General features: G+C 69.8%; 12 protein-coding genes and 1 pseudogene. 6 read left to right on the top strand and 7 right to left on the bottom strand.

The window, feature by feature from the left end; all coding sequences use genetic code 11:
• Nucleotides 1-74: 74 nt before the first annotated feature.
• The 5 genes from ABZ656_RS07140 to ABZ656_RS07120 form a co-directional block, all read right to left on the bottom strand.
• The gene (locus ABZ656_RS07140; protein ID WP_360265384.1) at nt 75-1,889 is read right to left on the bottom strand and encodes a carbohydrate-binding protein; all 1,815 of its coding nucleotides are present in this window, start codon (nt 1,887-1,889) and stop codon (nt 75-77) included.
• A gap of 36 nt (nt 1,890-1,925) precedes the next feature.
• Nucleotides 1,926-2,750, bottom strand: coding sequence for a carbohydrate ABC transporter permease (locus ABZ656_RS07135; protein WP_229889281.1), 825 nt, complete (start codon nt 2,748-2,750; stop codon nt 1,926-1,928).
• Between the two features lie 98 nt (nt 2,751-2,848).
• On the bottom strand, nt 2,849-3,787 hold the full coding sequence (locus tag ABZ656_RS07130) for a sugar ABC transporter permease (protein ID WP_360265381.1): 939 nt from the start codon (nt 3,785-3,787) through the stop codon (nt 2,849-2,851).
• Nucleotides 3,788-3,813: 26 nt separating this feature from the next.
• The gene (locus ABZ656_RS07125) at nt 3,814-5,127 is read right to left on the bottom strand and encodes an ABC transporter substrate-binding protein (protein ID WP_101407007.1); all 1,314 of its coding nucleotides are present in this window, start codon (nt 5,125-5,127) and stop codon (nt 3,814-3,816) included.
• A gap of 122 nt (nt 5,128-5,249) precedes the next feature.
• On the bottom strand, nt 5,250-6,428 hold the full coding sequence (locus tag ABZ656_RS07120; protein WP_101407008.1) for an ROK family transcriptional regulator: 1,179 nt from the start codon (nt 6,426-6,428) through the stop codon (nt 5,250-5,252).
• Between the two features lie 183 nt (nt 6,429-6,611).
• Between ABZ656_RS07120 and ABZ656_RS07115 the strand changes: the two genes are divergently transcribed.
• Nucleotides 6,612-8,720: an alpha-galactosidase gene (locus ABZ656_RS07115; protein WP_360265376.1), complete on the top strand. Its 2,109-nt coding sequence runs from the start codon at nt 6,612-6,614 to the stop codon at nt 8,718-8,720.
• Nucleotides 8,721-8,777: 57 nt separating this feature from the next.
• Here the strand turns inward: ABZ656_RS07115 and ABZ656_RS07110 are convergent, their stop codons facing one another.
• Nucleotides 8,778-9,416: an FxLYD domain-containing protein gene (locus tag ABZ656_RS07110; protein WP_101407010.1), complete on the bottom strand. Its 639-nt coding sequence runs from the start codon at nt 9,414-9,416 to the stop codon at nt 8,778-8,780.
• A gap of 358 nt (nt 9,417-9,774) precedes the next feature.
• Here ABZ656_RS07110 and ABZ656_RS07105 point away from each other — a divergent pair, with 358 nt between their 5' ends.
• The gene (locus ABZ656_RS07105) at nt 9,775-10,533 is read left to right on the top strand and encodes an alpha/beta hydrolase (protein ID WP_360265373.1); all 759 of its coding nucleotides are present in this window, start codon (nt 9,775-9,777) and stop codon (nt 10,531-10,533) included.
• Between the two features lie 288 nt (nt 10,534-10,821).
• On the opposite strand, the pseudogene ABZ656_RS07100 reads toward ABZ656_RS07105, so the two are convergent.
• Nucleotides 10,822-10,950 (bottom strand): annotated as a pseudogene (locus tag ABZ656_RS07100) (transposase); the annotation flags it as partial.
• Here ABZ656_RS07100 and ABZ656_RS07095 point away from each other — a divergent pair.
• The 4 genes from ABZ656_RS07095 (at nt 10,927) to ABZ656_RS07080 (ending at nt 15,924) form a co-directional block, all read left to right on the top strand.
• Nucleotides 10,927-11,268 (top strand): LysR family transcriptional regulator substrate-binding protein, encoded by a 342-nt coding sequence (locus tag ABZ656_RS07095; RefSeq protein ID WP_360265370.1) that lies wholly within the window; start codon nt 10,927-10,929, stop codon nt 11,266-11,268. The pseudogene ABZ656_RS07100 and the gene ABZ656_RS07095 overlap by 24 nt on opposite strands.
• Before the next feature lie 674 nt (nt 11,269-11,942).
• Complete coding sequence (locus ABZ656_RS07090; RefSeq protein ID WP_360265368.1) at nt 11,943-12,803, top strand: PaaX family transcriptional regulator C-terminal domain-containing protein; 861 nt, start codon at nt 11,943-11,945, stop codon at nt 12,801-12,803.
• A gap of 139 nt (nt 12,804-12,942) precedes the next feature.
• Entirely contained in the window at nt 12,943-14,295 is a 1,353-nt protein-coding gene (locus tag ABZ656_RS07085; protein WP_360265365.1) for an alpha/beta hydrolase, read from the top strand.
• Nucleotides 14,296-14,358: 63 nt separating this feature from the next.
• Nucleotides 14,359-15,924, top strand: a complete 1,566-nt coding sequence (locus tag ABZ656_RS07080; RefSeq protein WP_360265362.1) for an MFS transporter — start codon at nt 14,359-14,361, stop codon at nt 15,922-15,924.
• Nucleotides 15,925-16,073: the final 149 nt, after the last annotated feature.

Raw genomic sequence — 16,073 nt, 5'->3', positions numbered from 1 at the left:
ACCGGGCCCCGTGGGGAGCAGGTCGGGCGGACTGCGGAACAGTCCGGCCGCTGGACTCGGACCGACTACGGAAGTCAGACCGACTGCGGAACGACGATCTTGTCGATGTCGGGGGCGTATCCGCTGCCGCTGTCGAAGGTGATCGTGTTGGAGCCCGCCTTCAGCGCCAGTTGGACACTGACCGTCTCGGCCGTGCTCCAGTCGCCCGTGGAGGGGAACTTCTCGCTGGTGCCGTTGCCGCTGTTGGACAGGACGGTCACCGAGCGGGAGTCGCCGCTGACGTAGGCGACCTTGACGGTGTAGATGCCGTCCTTCTTCACCGTGACGTCGTTGAACCGCAGCTTTCCGCCGGTGTACAGGTTGCCGACCTTCTTGCCGCCGGAGCAGGCGTCGCAGCCGGCGACCGAGGCGTTGCCCGACAGGGTGTTGGCGGCGGACTCGGCCTCGTAGCTCGTGGTGGTCAGCGTGCCGCCGCCGGGCGTGACGGTGAACAGTCGCGAGCCGTGGGCGGGCAGCGCCTCGGTGATCTTGTTCTTGTAGGTCCCGAGGTTCGCCTTGTTCCACAGGTCGCGCACGGAGGCGTTTCCGGTGAATCCGAGGGAGGCCCACTGGGCGGTGACGGAGGACGGCGAGTCGGCGAGGTTGAACAGGGCGACGGTGTAGCTGCCGTCGGCGTTCCTGGTGCCCCAGACCTGCTGGTCGCCGACGGTGGTGACCGGGCGCGCGACGGGCGAGTCGTTCTGGTCGACGGCGATGACTTCCTTGTTGGTCAGCAGGGAGACCCCGTAGCTGTCCAGCTTGGTGAGGTCGTCACCGGTGAACAGCGGCGACTTGTTGATGGCCCACAGGGTCATGTAGCTCTGCCGCTCGGCCTTGGTGAGGCCGTCCATCTCGCCGTTGCCGACGTCGATGGCGTCCAGGTCGTTCCAGCCGCCGGGGCCCGCCTTGCGGCTCCACGCGGGGGCGTCGTCCCACCGGTCGTTGACCGAGTTCTCCCAGGTGACGAGGGTGTTGCAGTAGCACTCGACGTCGGTGTCGATGCGCCAGCCGTTGGAGTACTTCTTCCAGTCGGCGGCGTGGCCTATGTCGAGCGACCAGGAGAGTTCGAGGTGGATCGGGCGACCGGTGGCGGAGATGGCCTTCTGCCAGGCGGCGACGTCGGGGACGTTGTTGTAGTTGTCACCGGACTTGAAGGAGCCCGGCCCCACGCCGTCCAGCTTGAGGAAGTCGTAGCCCCAGTCGGCGAACTGCTGTGCCTGCGAGTCGATGTACTTCTGCGCGCAGGGGTTGTCGAAGTTCAGCTTGTAGGCGTTGTCCCAGCCGTTGGTGGTGCGCAGGTCCGGGTAGGCGACGTCGGCGGTGGTGCAGCCGGGGGCGTTCCAGATCGGCGTCTTGCCGTCGCCGTACGCCCCCTTCTCCAGGCCGACGGGCAGGTAGATGCCGGCCTTGAGGCCCTTGGAGTGGATGTGGTCGGCGACCGACTTCATGCCGTGAGGAAAGCGGACCGGGTCGGGCGTCTGGCGACCGTACTGGTCGAAGCCCGTCTTCCAGGTCTTGTCCATCCACCAGCCGGCGTCGATGTTGACATGGTCGTAGCCGTAGTTCTTCAGCTTGGCGGCGAGGGCGTCCGTCTGCTTGAGGACGTTCGCCTCGGTGAGGTAGCTGTAGTCGCCGTCCGGGTTGAGGCCCGGGTACTTCGACGACTGCATGCTCCAACTCGACCAGCCCATGTACGGCTTGGCGGCGACGGGGGTGGCAGTGGTCTCATGTGGCACGGGGGTCTTGGCCTGTGCCGCGGGGACGGTCGTCGCGAGGCCTGCCGTGAGGGCGAACACCACCACGGCTCTCAGGGTGCGTGCGGGCAGGACGGAATACGAGGGTGACCGCATGGGTCGTGCCTCCTGTGGGTTCAGGGTTGGGGCGGCTCAGCCCTTGCCCGAGCCGATGGTGAGTCCGCTGATGAACTGGCGCTGGAGCGCGAAGTACACCAGGAGTGTGGGGATCGCGGTCATCAGGGCACCGGCCGCGATGAGGTTGGGATTGGTGAAGTAGGCACCCTGGAGGTTGGCCAGGGCGGAGGTGATCGGGCGCTTGTCGCCGCTCTCGATCAGCGCGAGCGGCCAGAAGAAGTCGTTGTAGATCCAGATCGATTCGAGGGTCGCGAGGGCCGCGAACGCGGGGCGGCACAGCGGCAGGATGATCTGGAAGAACTGGCGCCAGACGGGGGCTCCGTCCACGAGCGCCGCCTCGGAGATCTCCTTCGGGATCGTCTTCATGTAGTTGCTGAGGACGAAGGTGCAGAACCCGGACTGGTAGGCGATGTGGATCGCGATGATGCCCCAGGCCGAGTTGTAGAGGAGGAGGGAGTCGCTCATCCACTGCGGCAGCGGGATGAGGAGGTAGAGGCGGTACAGGGGGGTGATGAGGACCTGTGCCGGGAGCAGGTTGCCCGCGGTGAACAGCATCAGCAGGACGATGTTCCAGCGGAAGTCGAAGCGGGAGACGAAGAAGGCGACCGCGGCCGAGAACAGCAGGGTGCACAGGACGGACGGCACCGTGATGAGGACGGAGTTCCAGAAGAAGTGCGGCATCCCGGACTGGCTCCAGGCGTCGCTGAAGTTGCCGAGGCCGATGCTGTGGGGCCAGGAGAGATATCCGTGCTTCGCTGTGTCCGAGTAGGGCCGCAGCGAGGTGTACATGGCCCACAGCAGCGGGACGAGCCACAGCAGGGCGATGCCGCCCAGCATCAGATGGCGGCCCGTCTGGCGCCGCGGTCCGGAGGGGGTCTTCGGCGTCTGCTGCGCGCGCCGGGTCCGCGGTCGGGAGGCCGGGCGCGGCACGGTCGTGGTCACTGGTCCTCCTTGCGGAAGTTCTGGACGAGGAAGGTCCCGATGGCGGCGAGGGAGACCACGAGCAGGACGACCGCGAGGGCGGACCCGTAACCGATGTGACTGGACTCGCCGATGATGTTGTCGGTGATGAGGAGGGACAGAAGTTCCATGCCCGGCTTGCTTCCGACGCCGCCGCCGAGGACGTAGACGACGTCGAAGGACCGCAGGGACTCCATGACCGTGATGACCAGGATGATGACGTTGACCGGTTTCAGGGCCGGGAAGACCACCCGCAGGAAGGTCTGGCGTCCGTTGGCCCCATCGAGCGCGGCTGCCTCCTTGAGCGCCGGGTCGAAGCCCTTCAGGCCGGCCAGGTAGAGGATCATGATGTATCCGGTGTGCCGCCAGCTGGAGGCGACCAGGACGGCCCACAGGTTGAGGTCGGGGTTGCCCAGCCAGTCGATGTGGTGGCTGGATCCGGCGGCGCCCAGGATGCCGTTGAGTAGCCCGGTGTCGGGGTTGTAGATGATCTCCCAGATGAAGCCGACGACGGCCAGGGAGAGCACCATCGGCAGGAAGATGGCGGTCTGGTAGATCCTCGTGAAGCGGATCTTCCGGTCGAGCTGGTAGGCGAGGAAGATGCCGAACGGGGTCGGCAGCAGGGCCGTGAACAGCAGCCAGATCACGTTGTGCCGCACCGCGGGCCAGAACGGCGGGTAGTTGGTGAAGATCTCCTTGTAGTTTTCCAGGCCGATCCAGTGGATGTCGGCCAGGTCGATGCCGTCCCAGGTGGTGAAGGACAGCCCCAGGGAGGCCAGTGCGGGCAGCCAGACGAAGAAGAGCAGGGCCGCCAGCGGGATGCCGATGATGACGGTGAGGAAGATCCGGTCGCCGGTGCCGAGCCGGCGGGGGCGGGCGCGTCGCGAGGCGGGGGGCGTGGTGGGCGCGGAGGACACGGTGCGTGCGACCTTTCCGGTCCTGGTCAGGCCGTGAAGAAGCGCGAGCGCTGGGACTCGATCTTCGTCAGCGTTCCCGAGCCGTCGTCGGGGTGGCTGAGCCACTCGGTCAGGCCGGGGAGTACGACGGTGGAGATGAAGCCGGGGTCGCTGTCGCGGTCCGCGAACTGGCTGATGTGCTTGGCGGAGGCGATGAGGTCGGCGGACTTCTTCTGGAGCGCGTTGTACGAGCCGGTGCTCGCCTTCTCGTTGACGGCGAGGTTGCTCGGGTCGACGCCCATGTACAACTCCTCGGCGTGGGCGCCGCCGAGGAACTCCAGGAACTTCTTGGCACCGGCCTCGTTCTTGGGCCGGCGGCTGAGCATGAAGCCGTCGGTGGGTGCCTCGACGGCGTCCTGACCGTGCGCGGCGTCGATCTCGGGGAAGGGGAAGAAGTCGATGTCGGCGCGTATCTTCTCGTCGGTGATCTGCTGTCCGAGGAAGAGGCCGATGACGGCCATCCCGGACTTCTTGTCGAGCAGCGACTGGGCGGCGTCCTGCCAGGAACGGCCGGCGGCACCCTGCTGGTAGTAGGGAGCGAGTTCGCGCCAGTGGTCGAGGGCGGCGAGGGCGCGCTTGTCGGTCCAGGAGACCTTGCCGCGCATCAGGGACATGTGGAAGTCGTAGCCGTTGGTCCGCAGGTTCACGTAGTCGAAGGCGCCGAGGATGCTCCAGCTGTCACCGCCGCCGTATCCGGAGGCGATCGGCGAGAGCCCGTCCTTCTTCATCTGCTTCGTGAGCGCGATGAACTCGCTCCACTTCTGCGGGACTTGGTAGCCGCGCTCCTTGAAGAGGCTCTTGCGGTAGAAGACGGCCCACGGGTAGTTGTACAGCGGCACGAAGTAGTACTTGCCGTCCTCGCCGCGCGAGAGCTGCTTGGTGGCGTCGCTGAAGTCGGCGCCTATCGTGTCCCACACGTCGTCGAGGGGGCTGCAGAGCTTCTTCTTGGCGAAGTACTGCATGCGGTAGCCGGCGAACCAGGTGAAGACGTCGTCGGGGGTGCCCTGCAGATAAGTGGAGATGCTCTTCTGGAAGGTGTCGTGGTCGACGGTGTTCGTCTTCACCGTCAGTCCGCTGTCCTTGGCGAACGCCCCGGTGACGGAGGCGTAGGCCTTCTTGGGGGTGGCGTCGGCGCCGTTGGATCCGAAGGTGACCGTCTTCGGGTCGGCCCCCGCTCCCCCGCCGCAAGCGGTCAGAACGGGCGCGGCCAGTGCGGCGGCGCCTAGTCCGAACAGTCCGCCGACGACTCTGCGGCGGCCCGGGTCACGCGCAGCCAGGGGATTGCGGCTCTGCTGCGTCATTGTTGCTCCTCACGCGTGTCCGTACATGTCTGATCTTCAGTGCATGGCTGTGCTTCAGTACGTGCTGGTCGGTGCGTGGTGTGCTCGTCGGCGCGTGCTCGCCCCTCAGGGCGTCGTGTTCCTCAGCGCGCGTCCGAGGTGGTGAAGGACTGGATGGCGGTGGCCGCCGCGCCACGCGCCCACTCCTCGAAGGGCAGCGGCCGGGTCTGTACGTCGCAGTGCGCGGCCGAGCCGAACGCGGCCGCGGCGAACGCGTCACGGATCTGCTCGGCGAACAGGTCGTAGGCGGCCAGGCCTTCGCCGGAGATGATCACGCGCTCGGGGCCGAGGAGGTTGGCCACGGTCGCGATGCCCCGGCCGATCGCCGCTCCCGCCCGGGCGTACACCTCCCGGGCGCCGGGGTCGCCGTCGTGGGCCAGGGCCAGGGCCGCGGTGGCATCGGCCACACTCGCGCCGGTGACCTCCCGGATCCGGCCGACGATCGCGGGGTCCGAGGCGATCGCCTCGACGCAGCCCCGGTTGCCGCAGTGGCAGCGGGGACCGGCCGGGTCGATCGCCACGTGCCCGATCTCACCGGCCACGCCGTGCGCTCCCGCCACCACCTGTCCGTGCACCACGAGACCGCAGCCGATGCCCGCGCCGACGGTCACCAGCGCGAAGTCGGACAGCCCCACCCCGGCCCCGAACCACTGCTCGGCCACCGTCAGCGCCCGAACGTCGTTGTCGAGGGTGACCGGCAGTCCGGTCGTGGTCGCGGCCAGTTCGGCGAGGGGGACGTCGTGCCACTCCAGGAACGGCGAGTAGCGCACCACCCCGGCCGCCCGGTCCACGTCACCCGAGACGGCGATACCGAGCCCCCGGACCTGCACCCCGAAGCCGTCCGCCTCCGTCAGCAGTTCCTGTACGAGCCCCGCGACGGAGGTCAGTACCGCCTTGGGTTCGCGGGAGGTGAGCGGAACGCGCCGGGCGACCCGGATGCGGCAGCACAGGTCGGTGAGTACGGCGATGAGCTCGTCGCCCGTCACCTTGATCCCCAGGAACAGGGCCCTCCCGCCGTCGACCCGCACCGGGTTGGCGGGCCGCCCGAGGACGGGCTGCCGTGCGTCGTCGGCGATGTCCTCCACGAGGTAGCCGGCCTCGATCAGCGGCCGGACCGCCTTGGTGACCGCCGCCGCCGACAGCTGGGTCCGCCCCGCTATCTCCGACCGCGTGAGCGGGCCGTGGGACAGCACGGTGGTGAAGATCTGGGAAGCGGCCGGCGTGTGGGCCGGGAACGCCTCGGTGGGAGAGGTCGAGCGCATGGCCGGAACCTAAGGCCCTTATTTTCTGCTGTCAATGAAAGAAACAGGATTCTCTTGAGGATGCTCCATGAGGCACCTGTGACCTGTGAATTCCAGAATGCGAGCAGCCATTGACACGTGATCCAAGGTCAGGGTTGGCTTTTCCTTGTCTCGTACGTGAGCACCCCCTGAACGCGAGGATCCATGTCTCCGATCTCCTTCGCCCCGGACACCGGGGTCTGGCTGCTGTCCACACCGCGCACCTCGTACGCGCTGCGGATCGACGAGACCGGAGCGCCCTGCCATGTCGCGTGGGGCCCACGACTGACGCCGGCGGAGGCCGAGGAGCTCGCCGTGCCGCCCGCGCCCGAGGCCAGCAGCTTCGAGGGCAGGCCGCCCGTCGGGGAGGAGCTGCCCGTCGACGGCGGCACGCGCTACGGACCGCCGTCACTGCAGGTCCGGTTCGCGGACGGCTCCCGCGCCTTCGAGTGGCAGCCGGCCGGCCACCAGGTCGACGAGGGCGAGCTGACCCTGTCGTTCCGCGACCGTCGCTACCCGTTGCGGGTGGCGCTCCACTACCGGGTGCGCGAGGACACGGACGTCATCGAACGCTGGACCGTCGTCCGCAACGACGGCGACGAGCCCGTCACCCTGCTGCGTGCCGACTCCGCCGCCTGGACCCTGCCGCCGCTGCGGGACTACCGGCTCAGCCATGTCACGGGCCAGTGGTCCGCCGAGAGCCAGCTGCGCCGCGACCGACTGCCGTACGGCGAAACCGTGCTGACCAGCCGTCGCGGGATCACCAGCCACCACGCGAACCCGTGGCTGATGCTCGACGCGGGTGAGGCGACCGAGGACCACGGACGGGTGTGGAGCGCCGCCCTCGCGTGGAGCGGGAGTTGGCGCGTCACCGTGCAGCGCACCCCCGACGGGCGGGCAGGATTCACCGGCGGCCCCGGCCAGGACGGCACGACCGTGCCGCTCGCGCCGGGCGAGGAATGCGCCACTCCCCCGTTCGCGGCACTGTGCACCGACGGCGGCTTCGGCGCGGCCAGCCGCGCCTGGCACGCGTATGTCCTGGCCCATGTCCTGCCCCATGCCGACGAGTTCGCCCCGGTGCTCTACAACTCCTGGGAGGCGACCGGCTTCGACGTCGACGAGGTCGGGCAGAAGGCGCTGGCCGAGCGGGCGGCGGCGCTCGGGGTGGAGCTCTACGTCGTCGACGACGGCTGGTTCGGGGCACGCCGCAGCGACCGCGCGGGCCTCGGCGACTGGACACCTGCGTCCGACCGCTTCCCGGACGGGCTGGCCCCGCTGGTCCGCTCGGTGCACGGGCTCGGGATGCGCTTCGGCCTCTGGGTGGAGCCCGAGATGGTGAACCCGGACAGCGACCTGTACCGCGAACACCCCGACTGGGTACTGCACTTCCCCGGCCGCCCCCGCTCCGAGCTGCGCAATCAGCTGGTCCTCAACTTCGCCCGCAGCGAGGTCGCCGACTGGGCCCACGGCTGGCTGACCCGGCTGGTCGGCGACCACGGCATCGACTTCCTCAAATGGGACATGAACCGCGCGTTCAGCGAGGCCGGGTGGCCCGACCGGGAGGACGGTGCCGACCGCCTCGGCCCCGCGTACGTGCGCAATCTCTACGGTGTCCTCGACCGGCTGCGCGCGGACCATCCGGCGCTGCGGATCGAGACGTGCAGCGGTGGCGGCGGCCGGGTCGACCTGGGCATCCTGGCCCGCACGGACCAGGCGTGGGCGTCGGACAACACCGACGCCGCCGACCGGATGGGGATCCAGCAGGGCTACGGCCAGATCTACCCCGCCCGCACGATGGGCGCCTGGGTGACCGACGTACCCAACCAGCTCACCGGACGCACGGTCCCGCTGCGCTTCCGCTTCCACGTCGCGATGGCCGGGGCGCTCGGCATCGGGGGCGATCTCACCCGCTGGTCCGAGGAGGAACTGCGGGAGGGAGCCGACCTGGTCGCCACGTACAAGAAGGTCCGCCATCTCGTCCAGCACGGCAGGCTGGACCGGCTGTCGCCGCCCGCCGAAAACTCGGTCTGCGTGGTGCAGTACACCGCCGCGGACGCCTCGGAGACCTTGCTGCTCGCCTACCGGCGCGTCTCCCGCCACGGCGCGCCGAGGCTGCCGGTCCGTCCGCGCGGTCTGACCCCCGGCGGCCGCTACCGCGACGCCCGCACCGGCACCGTGCACCACTCCACGGTGCTCGGCGAGTACGGCCTCGACCTCGACCTGCCGGCGGGCGACTGGTCCAGCACGGCGGTGCATCTCGTCCGGGAGGACTGACGCTCCGTCAATGTGCTGGTGGATCGCCCGATGTCGCTTTCGACCGTCGGGCGCCCGTCAGTACCGCTGGGCCTTCGCCAGGACCGGGGTCAGCTGGGGCTGGGTGGGCTGTCTGCTGATGGCGACGGGCTGGGCGCGCTGCCCCGGCTTGAGGTTCTCCGCGCCCACGAACCTGGTCTCGACGACCTTGCCGTCGGCGTTCTTGAAGTCGACCTGGACGGCGTACGAGGCCGTGCGATCGGTGTTGTTGGTGATGGTGACGAGCACGGCGAGCAGACCGCCCGTCTTCGCCCTGGGCAGGCCGGTCATGGCGACGTCGGACCGTGCGTTCCCGGCGCCCTGCACCTTCTTCAGCTCCGCCTGTGCCTGCGCGCTCGCGCGGGCCGTGTCGGCCGAGACGGACGCCTCGAACTCCGAGGCGGCGGCGGACAGCGAGGAGGCCGCCGCCGAGGCCGAGGCCCGGGCGGAGCCGATGATCGAGGAGGCGGCCGAGGCCAGGGCGGACGGCGGTGTACCACTGAACGACGAGGTGTCCGGCGGGGTGGCGCGCGGGGTGACGGAGGCGGCGCCGCTGTCGCCGCCGCTGTTCGTGCTGCACGAGACGAGCGCGGCGCCGCAGGTCAGGGTGGCCAGGAGGGCCGCGGTCGCGCGGCTGCGGCCGGTCCGTGCCTGGCCACCGTGGGTGCGTCTGCTCATGGAGCTCGTCCTCTTCCTGCCGGTCCGGAAACCCGCTCTACGGGCCTCCCTCATGCTCCGTGCCGGGCTCCGCGTCCGCGATCGGTGCTGACCCGTTGGGGTTGCCCGGGACATGGCAAAGCGGGGTCCCGGCGCGGGCCGGCGCGCCCGACGGAGCACACAGTCGGTCGGCAGGAAAAAGGGTTGGCCGGGACGATGTCAGGGCTGCTAGCGTCCGGGACACCGTGACATCGCGCGAGGAGGTGAGACCCATGAACGCTGTATCCCTTGGGTGCTCCCCATCTTCTTCACGGCCGGGCGATTGACGTAGGTGTCGCCGGGAGCGCCTCAACAAGGCACTCCCGAAAGGCAACAACCTATGCATTTCACCGCGGAGACATCGTCGAACGGTGTCGTCGAGCGCAACTTCACCCTGGATGAGGTCACCGGCGTTCTCTGGTCACCCGCATCCGGCTCCGATGGTGCACCCCTGGTCCTGATGGGTCACAGCGGCGGCCTGCACAAGAAGGCACCAGGGATCCTGGCCCGTGCGCACCGCTACGTGACCACCTGCGGATTCTCCGTCGCCGCCATCGACGCACCCGGACACGGCGACCGGCCGCGAAACGCGCGGGACGCGCAGTGGGTCGCCGCTCTCCTGCGGGCCCGGGCGGCAGGAGAGCCGATCGGCCCGATCATCGTCGACTACAACAGCTCACTGGCGGAGCGCGCCGTGCCGGAATGGCGGGCAACCCTGGACGCCCTCCAGGCTCTGCCCGAGATCGGCAGCGAAGCGCCGGTCGGCTACGGCGGCATGACGTTGGGCACCGCGACCGGACTGCTGCTGACAGCGATCGAACCCCGAATCACCGCCGCGGCCTTCGGCGCGGTCTTCGTGTACGAGGCACTGACCGAGGCGGCCAGACAGATCACCATCCCGATCGAGTTCCTGCTCCCGTGGGACGACGAGGAAATCGACCGCCGATCCGGTCTCGCGTTGTTCGACGCCTGCGCCTCGAAGGAGAAGGCGCTGCACGCCTACCCGGGCAGGCATAACCAGGTACCTGGATTCGAGGTCGACAACTCGGCCCGGTTCTTCCTCCGGCATCTCGGCCGGGCCGGCACGTCACCGGCCTGACTGACCTGACCTGACGGCGGTATCGGCGTCCGGCTTCGAGCCGGCCGCCGATACCGCTGCCCCATCTCGACAGAGCGTCCGAGCGCCCCCTGGTCCACGCCTTCCACCTGGCGCCGCCTCCAGCGGAGTGCCGCTCGGCCTGCACGCCAACGGGCCGAGGTGGCCGCTGCGGCCCTGTCGCCGGATGCCGTGGCTCGCGCCGTACGAGGACCCCCGCGACCGCTAACGGAAGCCGACCGCCCCGCCCGAAGGCCCGCACCTGGCGACCGGCATCGGGGGAGCCTTGGGAAGGGGGTGCAGCCGCTGCCAGACGCCGGCCTCGTTCCAGTCCCTCAGCCGCCGCCAGCACCTCGTGGCCGAGCCGAGACCGAGGCCCTGTGGCTGGTACTCCCAGTGGATCCCGGTGTGCAGCACGTAGAACTCTCCGACCGGCCCTGGGTGCTCTACGCACGGGAGGTCGGGCTGAGCCTGGTCGTGGACGGAGCATGCGCGACTGCGGGGTTCACTCCTCAAGCGGCGGCCCGCATCCACTACACCGACACGGCGGTGGAACTCGCCGTCGCGGGGCTCGGGCCTGCGCTTGTTCCCGGGAACATGATCCCGCAGCGGTTCGCGGGACATGCGCGTCGTCCCGATCCGCCCGTGCAGCGGGAACTCGCGGCCTTCACCCGCCCCGATCCGTCACCGGCGGCGCTGGCCTTCATCGAGGTGCTCGCCGAGCACGGCACGCTCTAACGTCTCCGCTCCGTGCCGCCGAGAGCACGTACGAATGCCATGACGTGCGGCGCAGCAGGTCCGCGTGTGTAGGCCGCCAGGTCGCAGCCGACCTCGGGGCGTGGCGCGCGCCAGGTGACGGCGACGTCGTCGCTCACGGACGTGCGGGGAACGAGTGCCGGCCCCAGCCCGGCGGCGGCGAGCCGAACCGCGGCGGCCGTCCGCTCGGGAGAGGCCCCGCCGAGCGAGGGGAGTGCCCGTGCCCGGCCGAAGTATTCCGGCGGGGTTTCGTCGTCTCACGCGCTCTCACCGACGCGGACATGGCCCTTCGCATTCGCCGGCAACGTCCTTATCGGCTCTCCAGTGCGGGCCGTGGATTTCCGCGACGGCCGACCCGACGGCCACACTCCGCATCTCCGCCGTGATCGACCGGACGGGTCCTGGTCGACCCGAAAGCCCGCAGTCCATCACTGACCCGGTGTTTGGGTGGACGTTGTACGTCGACACGTCCCCGGAGCAGGTTCCAGTCTCTTGCGAATGCATCTGCCGGGGCCGGCCGGCCAGCGGACTGTGCCCTGCGCCGACTTCCTGCTCCGGCCCGGCCGCACTCCACATCGGGCCACTCCTCGACTGCCGTCACAGAAATGACACATTTCCTGAGCGGAGGCAGTGCATCTTCGCCCCGGGCCTACGCTGTGCCGGTGACCAGTGTCGATGTCTCCGCCGCACCGACCGCCGAGAGCGGTCCCGAGCCGCGCACCCAGTCCCTGATGCTGACCTTCTTCGGTGTTCACGTGCTGGGGCGGCCCATCGCCGTGTCGTCGGGGAGCGTGATCGCTGCTCTCGGGAGGCTGGGCAGTACCGAGGAGGCGGTGCGGACCACCTTGAACCGGATGGTCAAACGCGGTCTGCTGGAGCGTCGTCGCCAGGGCCGGAAGACCTACTTCGGGCTGACGCCGCACGCCGTCCAAGTGCTGACGGACGGCAGGGACCGCATCTGGCGCACCGGCGCGGTGAACCGGGACTGGGACGGCCGGTGGACGATGGTGGGCTTCTCTCTGCCCGAGGCATGGAGCCGCGAACGGCACGATCTGCGCTCCCGCCTGATCTGGGCGGGCTTCGGCCCGCTGCAGAACGGCCTGTGGGTAGCCCCCGGGCGCGTCGACGTCCGTGAGATGGTGGCGGGTCTCGGCCTGGAACCGTATCTGCGGGTGTTCCGGGCAGAGGTGGAGTCGCCGACCGACGTCCGTGAGGTGCTGGAGCAGGCGTTCGACGTGCCGGCCATCGGTGCACGGTACCGGGCGTTCCTGGAGCGCTGGGACCGCACCGACCCGCTTCCCGCAGCGGTCTCCGGCGACGAACTCGCAGGCCAGCTCCTGCTGCACACCGACTGGCTGGACCTGGTGCGACGGGACCCGCATCTGCCCGCCGAGCACCTTCCGGCGGACTGGCCCGCCGCTCAGGCGGAGACAGTCTTCCGCGGCTTGGCCAGCCGCTGGGAACGCCCGGCCGCGCTCGCGGCCGCCCGACTGCTCGACACCCTGACGCTGGACTGATCCGCACCCGGGCCCCGCGCATCCAGACGCGGACCCGCCTGCCTCATTATTGGTCAGTCTATTGACGGCGATGAAAAAAGAGCCCTACATTCGCAGCGCTCTTCCAGCCAGCTCCCCCTCGACTCGCGGAGCCGCCGCCATGCCCCGACCCCGTCTTTCGACCCTCGCCGCCGCCTGCGCAACCGCCCTCGCGACCGCCCTGATCGGGCCGGCGACCGGCGCCCAGGCCTCGACCGCCGACCACTACTCCGGCACTCTGTCCGACGGCGCCACCTGGATCGCGGACAAGCCCGCGCAGTGGAACGGCAGCCTGCTGCTGTTCAGCCACGGCTTCGGACCGACCACCGCTGCCGACGCCCCGTCGGCAGCGGTGCGCCAGGCTCTGCTGGACGCCGGCTACGCCCTCGTCGGCTCCTCCTACGACCCGAACGGCTCGATGTGGGCACTCGATTCGGCCGAGCGCGATCAGTTCGCCGCACTCACCGCCTTCCGCCGACAGCTCGGCACACCGACACGGGTCATCTCGGTGGGCCAGTCCATGGGCGGCCTCATCAACGCCCAGATCGCCCGGGACGGCGCGGGACGCGTCGACGGTGCGCTCGGCTTGTGCGGCCTGGTCGCGGGCGGCGTCGATCTGGACAACTATCAGTTGGACGCCGAATACACCCTGGCCACGTTCTTCGACCCTGCCGACGCCGACGCCCTGGTGAACCTGGACAGCCAGACCGACGCCGGCGCCCTCGCCGACCGGCTCACGAAGGCGGTGGAAACGGCGCAGCAGACCCCGGCGGGACGCGCCCGGATCGCCCTGGCCGCCGCCTACCTCAACCTGGCCGACTGGGCTCCGGGCCAGCAGCCGCCCGCGCGCGACGACTTCGCGGGCCAGGAGCAGCAGCAGTACGCATGGCTGGCTCAGGGCCTGCTCGGGTTCATCGTCCCGGCGCGCTGGTCGGTGGAGCAGTCCGCCGGCGGCAACACGTCCTGGAACAAGGGCGTCGACTACGCCGGGCTGCTGCGCAAGTCCGCCCACGCCAAGCAGGTCGACGCGCTGTACCGCGACGCCGGGCTAGACCTGCGGACCGACCTGAACCGTCTCACCCGCGGTGCGCACGTCACGGCCGACCCGGCCGCAGTGGCTCATCTGAAGCGGACCTCCACCGCCGGACAGGGCCTGGCCGTGCCGCTGCTGGACATCCACACCACCGCCGACCAGTTGGTGCCCGTCGGGCAGGAATCGGCCTTCGCCGGGCGGGTACGCAAGGCCGGAGACTCCGCGCTGCTGCGACAGGCCTATGTGGCCCGCCAGAGCCACTGCAACTTCACCACCGCCGAAGTGGTCGCCGGGCTGCACGCCGTGGAGCACCGGCTGGACACCGGGCACTGGGACGAGTCCGCCACCACCGCCGAACTCCAGCACAGCGCCGACGAACTGGGCCTCGACGGCGCTGCCTTCACCGACTACCGGCCGAATCGTCTGACCGGTACCCGCTGATCCCGAAGCGTCCTCTCTCCACCCCCACCCCCAGCTCGCGTGCCTCAGGAGCCCTCCGTGTCAATGACGACCGAATCCTCCGCCAGAACCGCCACCGGCCCCGGCCTGACCACCGGCACCCTGGCCGCCGGTCTCCTCGCCGTCTGCCTCGCCCAGATCGGCCTGGCCATACCGGCCACCCTCAACGGGCTGTTCCAGTCCGACCTGCACCCGGTCGGCTCGCAGCTCACCTGGATCTCCGACGCCTTCCTGCTCCCGGTCGCCGTACTGGAGCTGACCTTCGGCCTGCTCGGCGACCTCTTCGGCCGCAAGCGGCTGCTGGTCGGCGGCGCTTCACTGCTGGCCGTGGGCGAGCTGGTCAGCGCCACCGCCCCCGGCGTCCACCAGCTCTGGGCCGGACAGGCCCTGGCAGGCCTGGGCGCCGCCGCCCTGTTCCCGACCACGCTGGCCCTCCTGGCCGCCGGCACCACCTCCCCCGCACAGCGGGCCCGGGTCATCGCGATGTGGGCAGCCCTGCTCTCCACCGGCGGATTCCTCGCCCCGCTGCTCGGAGGCGTCACCGCGACCTACGGCTCATGGCGATGGTCCTTCGTCGTGGTCACCGCCATCGCCGCGGCGAGTGCCGCCGTCAGCGCCCTGTTCGTCGTCAACTCCAGCGCCCCCGAAGGGCGTTCACTCGACGTGGCAGGCCAACTGACCATCGGCCTCGGCTTGTTCTCTCTGCTCTACGCCATCATCCAGGGCCCGACGGACGGCTGGGCCTCTCCCTCGATCGTCATCGCCTTCGTCCTGGCGGCCGTGTCCCTCGCCGCCTTCGTCCTGGCCGAGAAACGCGCCAAGTCCCCGCTCCTTCGCCTGGACCTGTTCCGCAACCGCGCCTTCGCGGTGGCCTCGGTCGTGGCCGTGGTGGGGATGTTCGCCTTTCTCGGCACCGCCTACTCCGTCAGCATCCGGCTCGGCCCGGTACAGGACCAGGCCCCGATGCGGACAGCCCTGGCATTCGTCCTGCTCAACGGCATCACACTGGTGATGCTGCCGCTGACGGAGCGGCTGCTGAGAACTGTGGCACCGGGGCTGCTGCTGGGCGCGGGACTGCTGTTGATCGCGGCGGGCGACTACTGGGCGGCCACGCTGCCGATCGCCGACAGCGCCTTCACCTCACTGGTCCTGCCGCTCGGCCTGGTCGGCCTGGGCTTCGCGGTCACCGTGTCGTCGATCACGGCAACGGCCGTCAACACCGTGCCAGTGCACCTGGCCGGCATGGCGAGCGCCACCACCAATCTCCTGCGAGACTTCGGCTTCACCCTCGGCCCGGCCGTCATCGGCGCCGTGGCCCTCAGCCGCGCGGCAAGCAGCTTCACCGCCTCCCTGCACGACTCCGCTCTGCCCGGGGCGCTGAAAGGCGCAGGCACGGCCGTACTGGAAGAGGGCGGCCCACTCGCAGTGAACGGCGCCTCGGCGGCATCACCGAAGCTGGCCGACCTGCACCCACTCGCCCTGGACGCCCTCGGACACGGCTACTCGATCGGCTTCGTCGTCTGCGGCTCGGCCGCACTGTTCTCCGCACTGCTGGCCCTCGTCACACTCCGCGGCCGAGCCGCTCCACGTGACGATTCCACAGAGCAGTAGGACAGCGAGAGCAGAACATCTGGCGTCACTGAGCGGGCGCAGGGCCGGACGGCGGGGTACGCGGCTCCTCGTGGACCGCCAGTCGCTCACGGTGTTTCGCGGCCGAAGGGTCGCCCCATCAGAGGTCAGCGAAGTTAGTGGGGGTCGGC

Origin of the sequence: Streptomyces sp. NPDC007095 (genome assembly GCF_040634475.1) — a bacterium.
Lineage (GTDB): Bacteria > Actinomycetota > Actinomycetes > Streptomycetales > Streptomycetaceae > Streptomyces.
The sequence above is the reverse complement of the archived record's forward strand: the minus strand, read 5'-3'. Positions and strand labels throughout refer to the sequence as shown.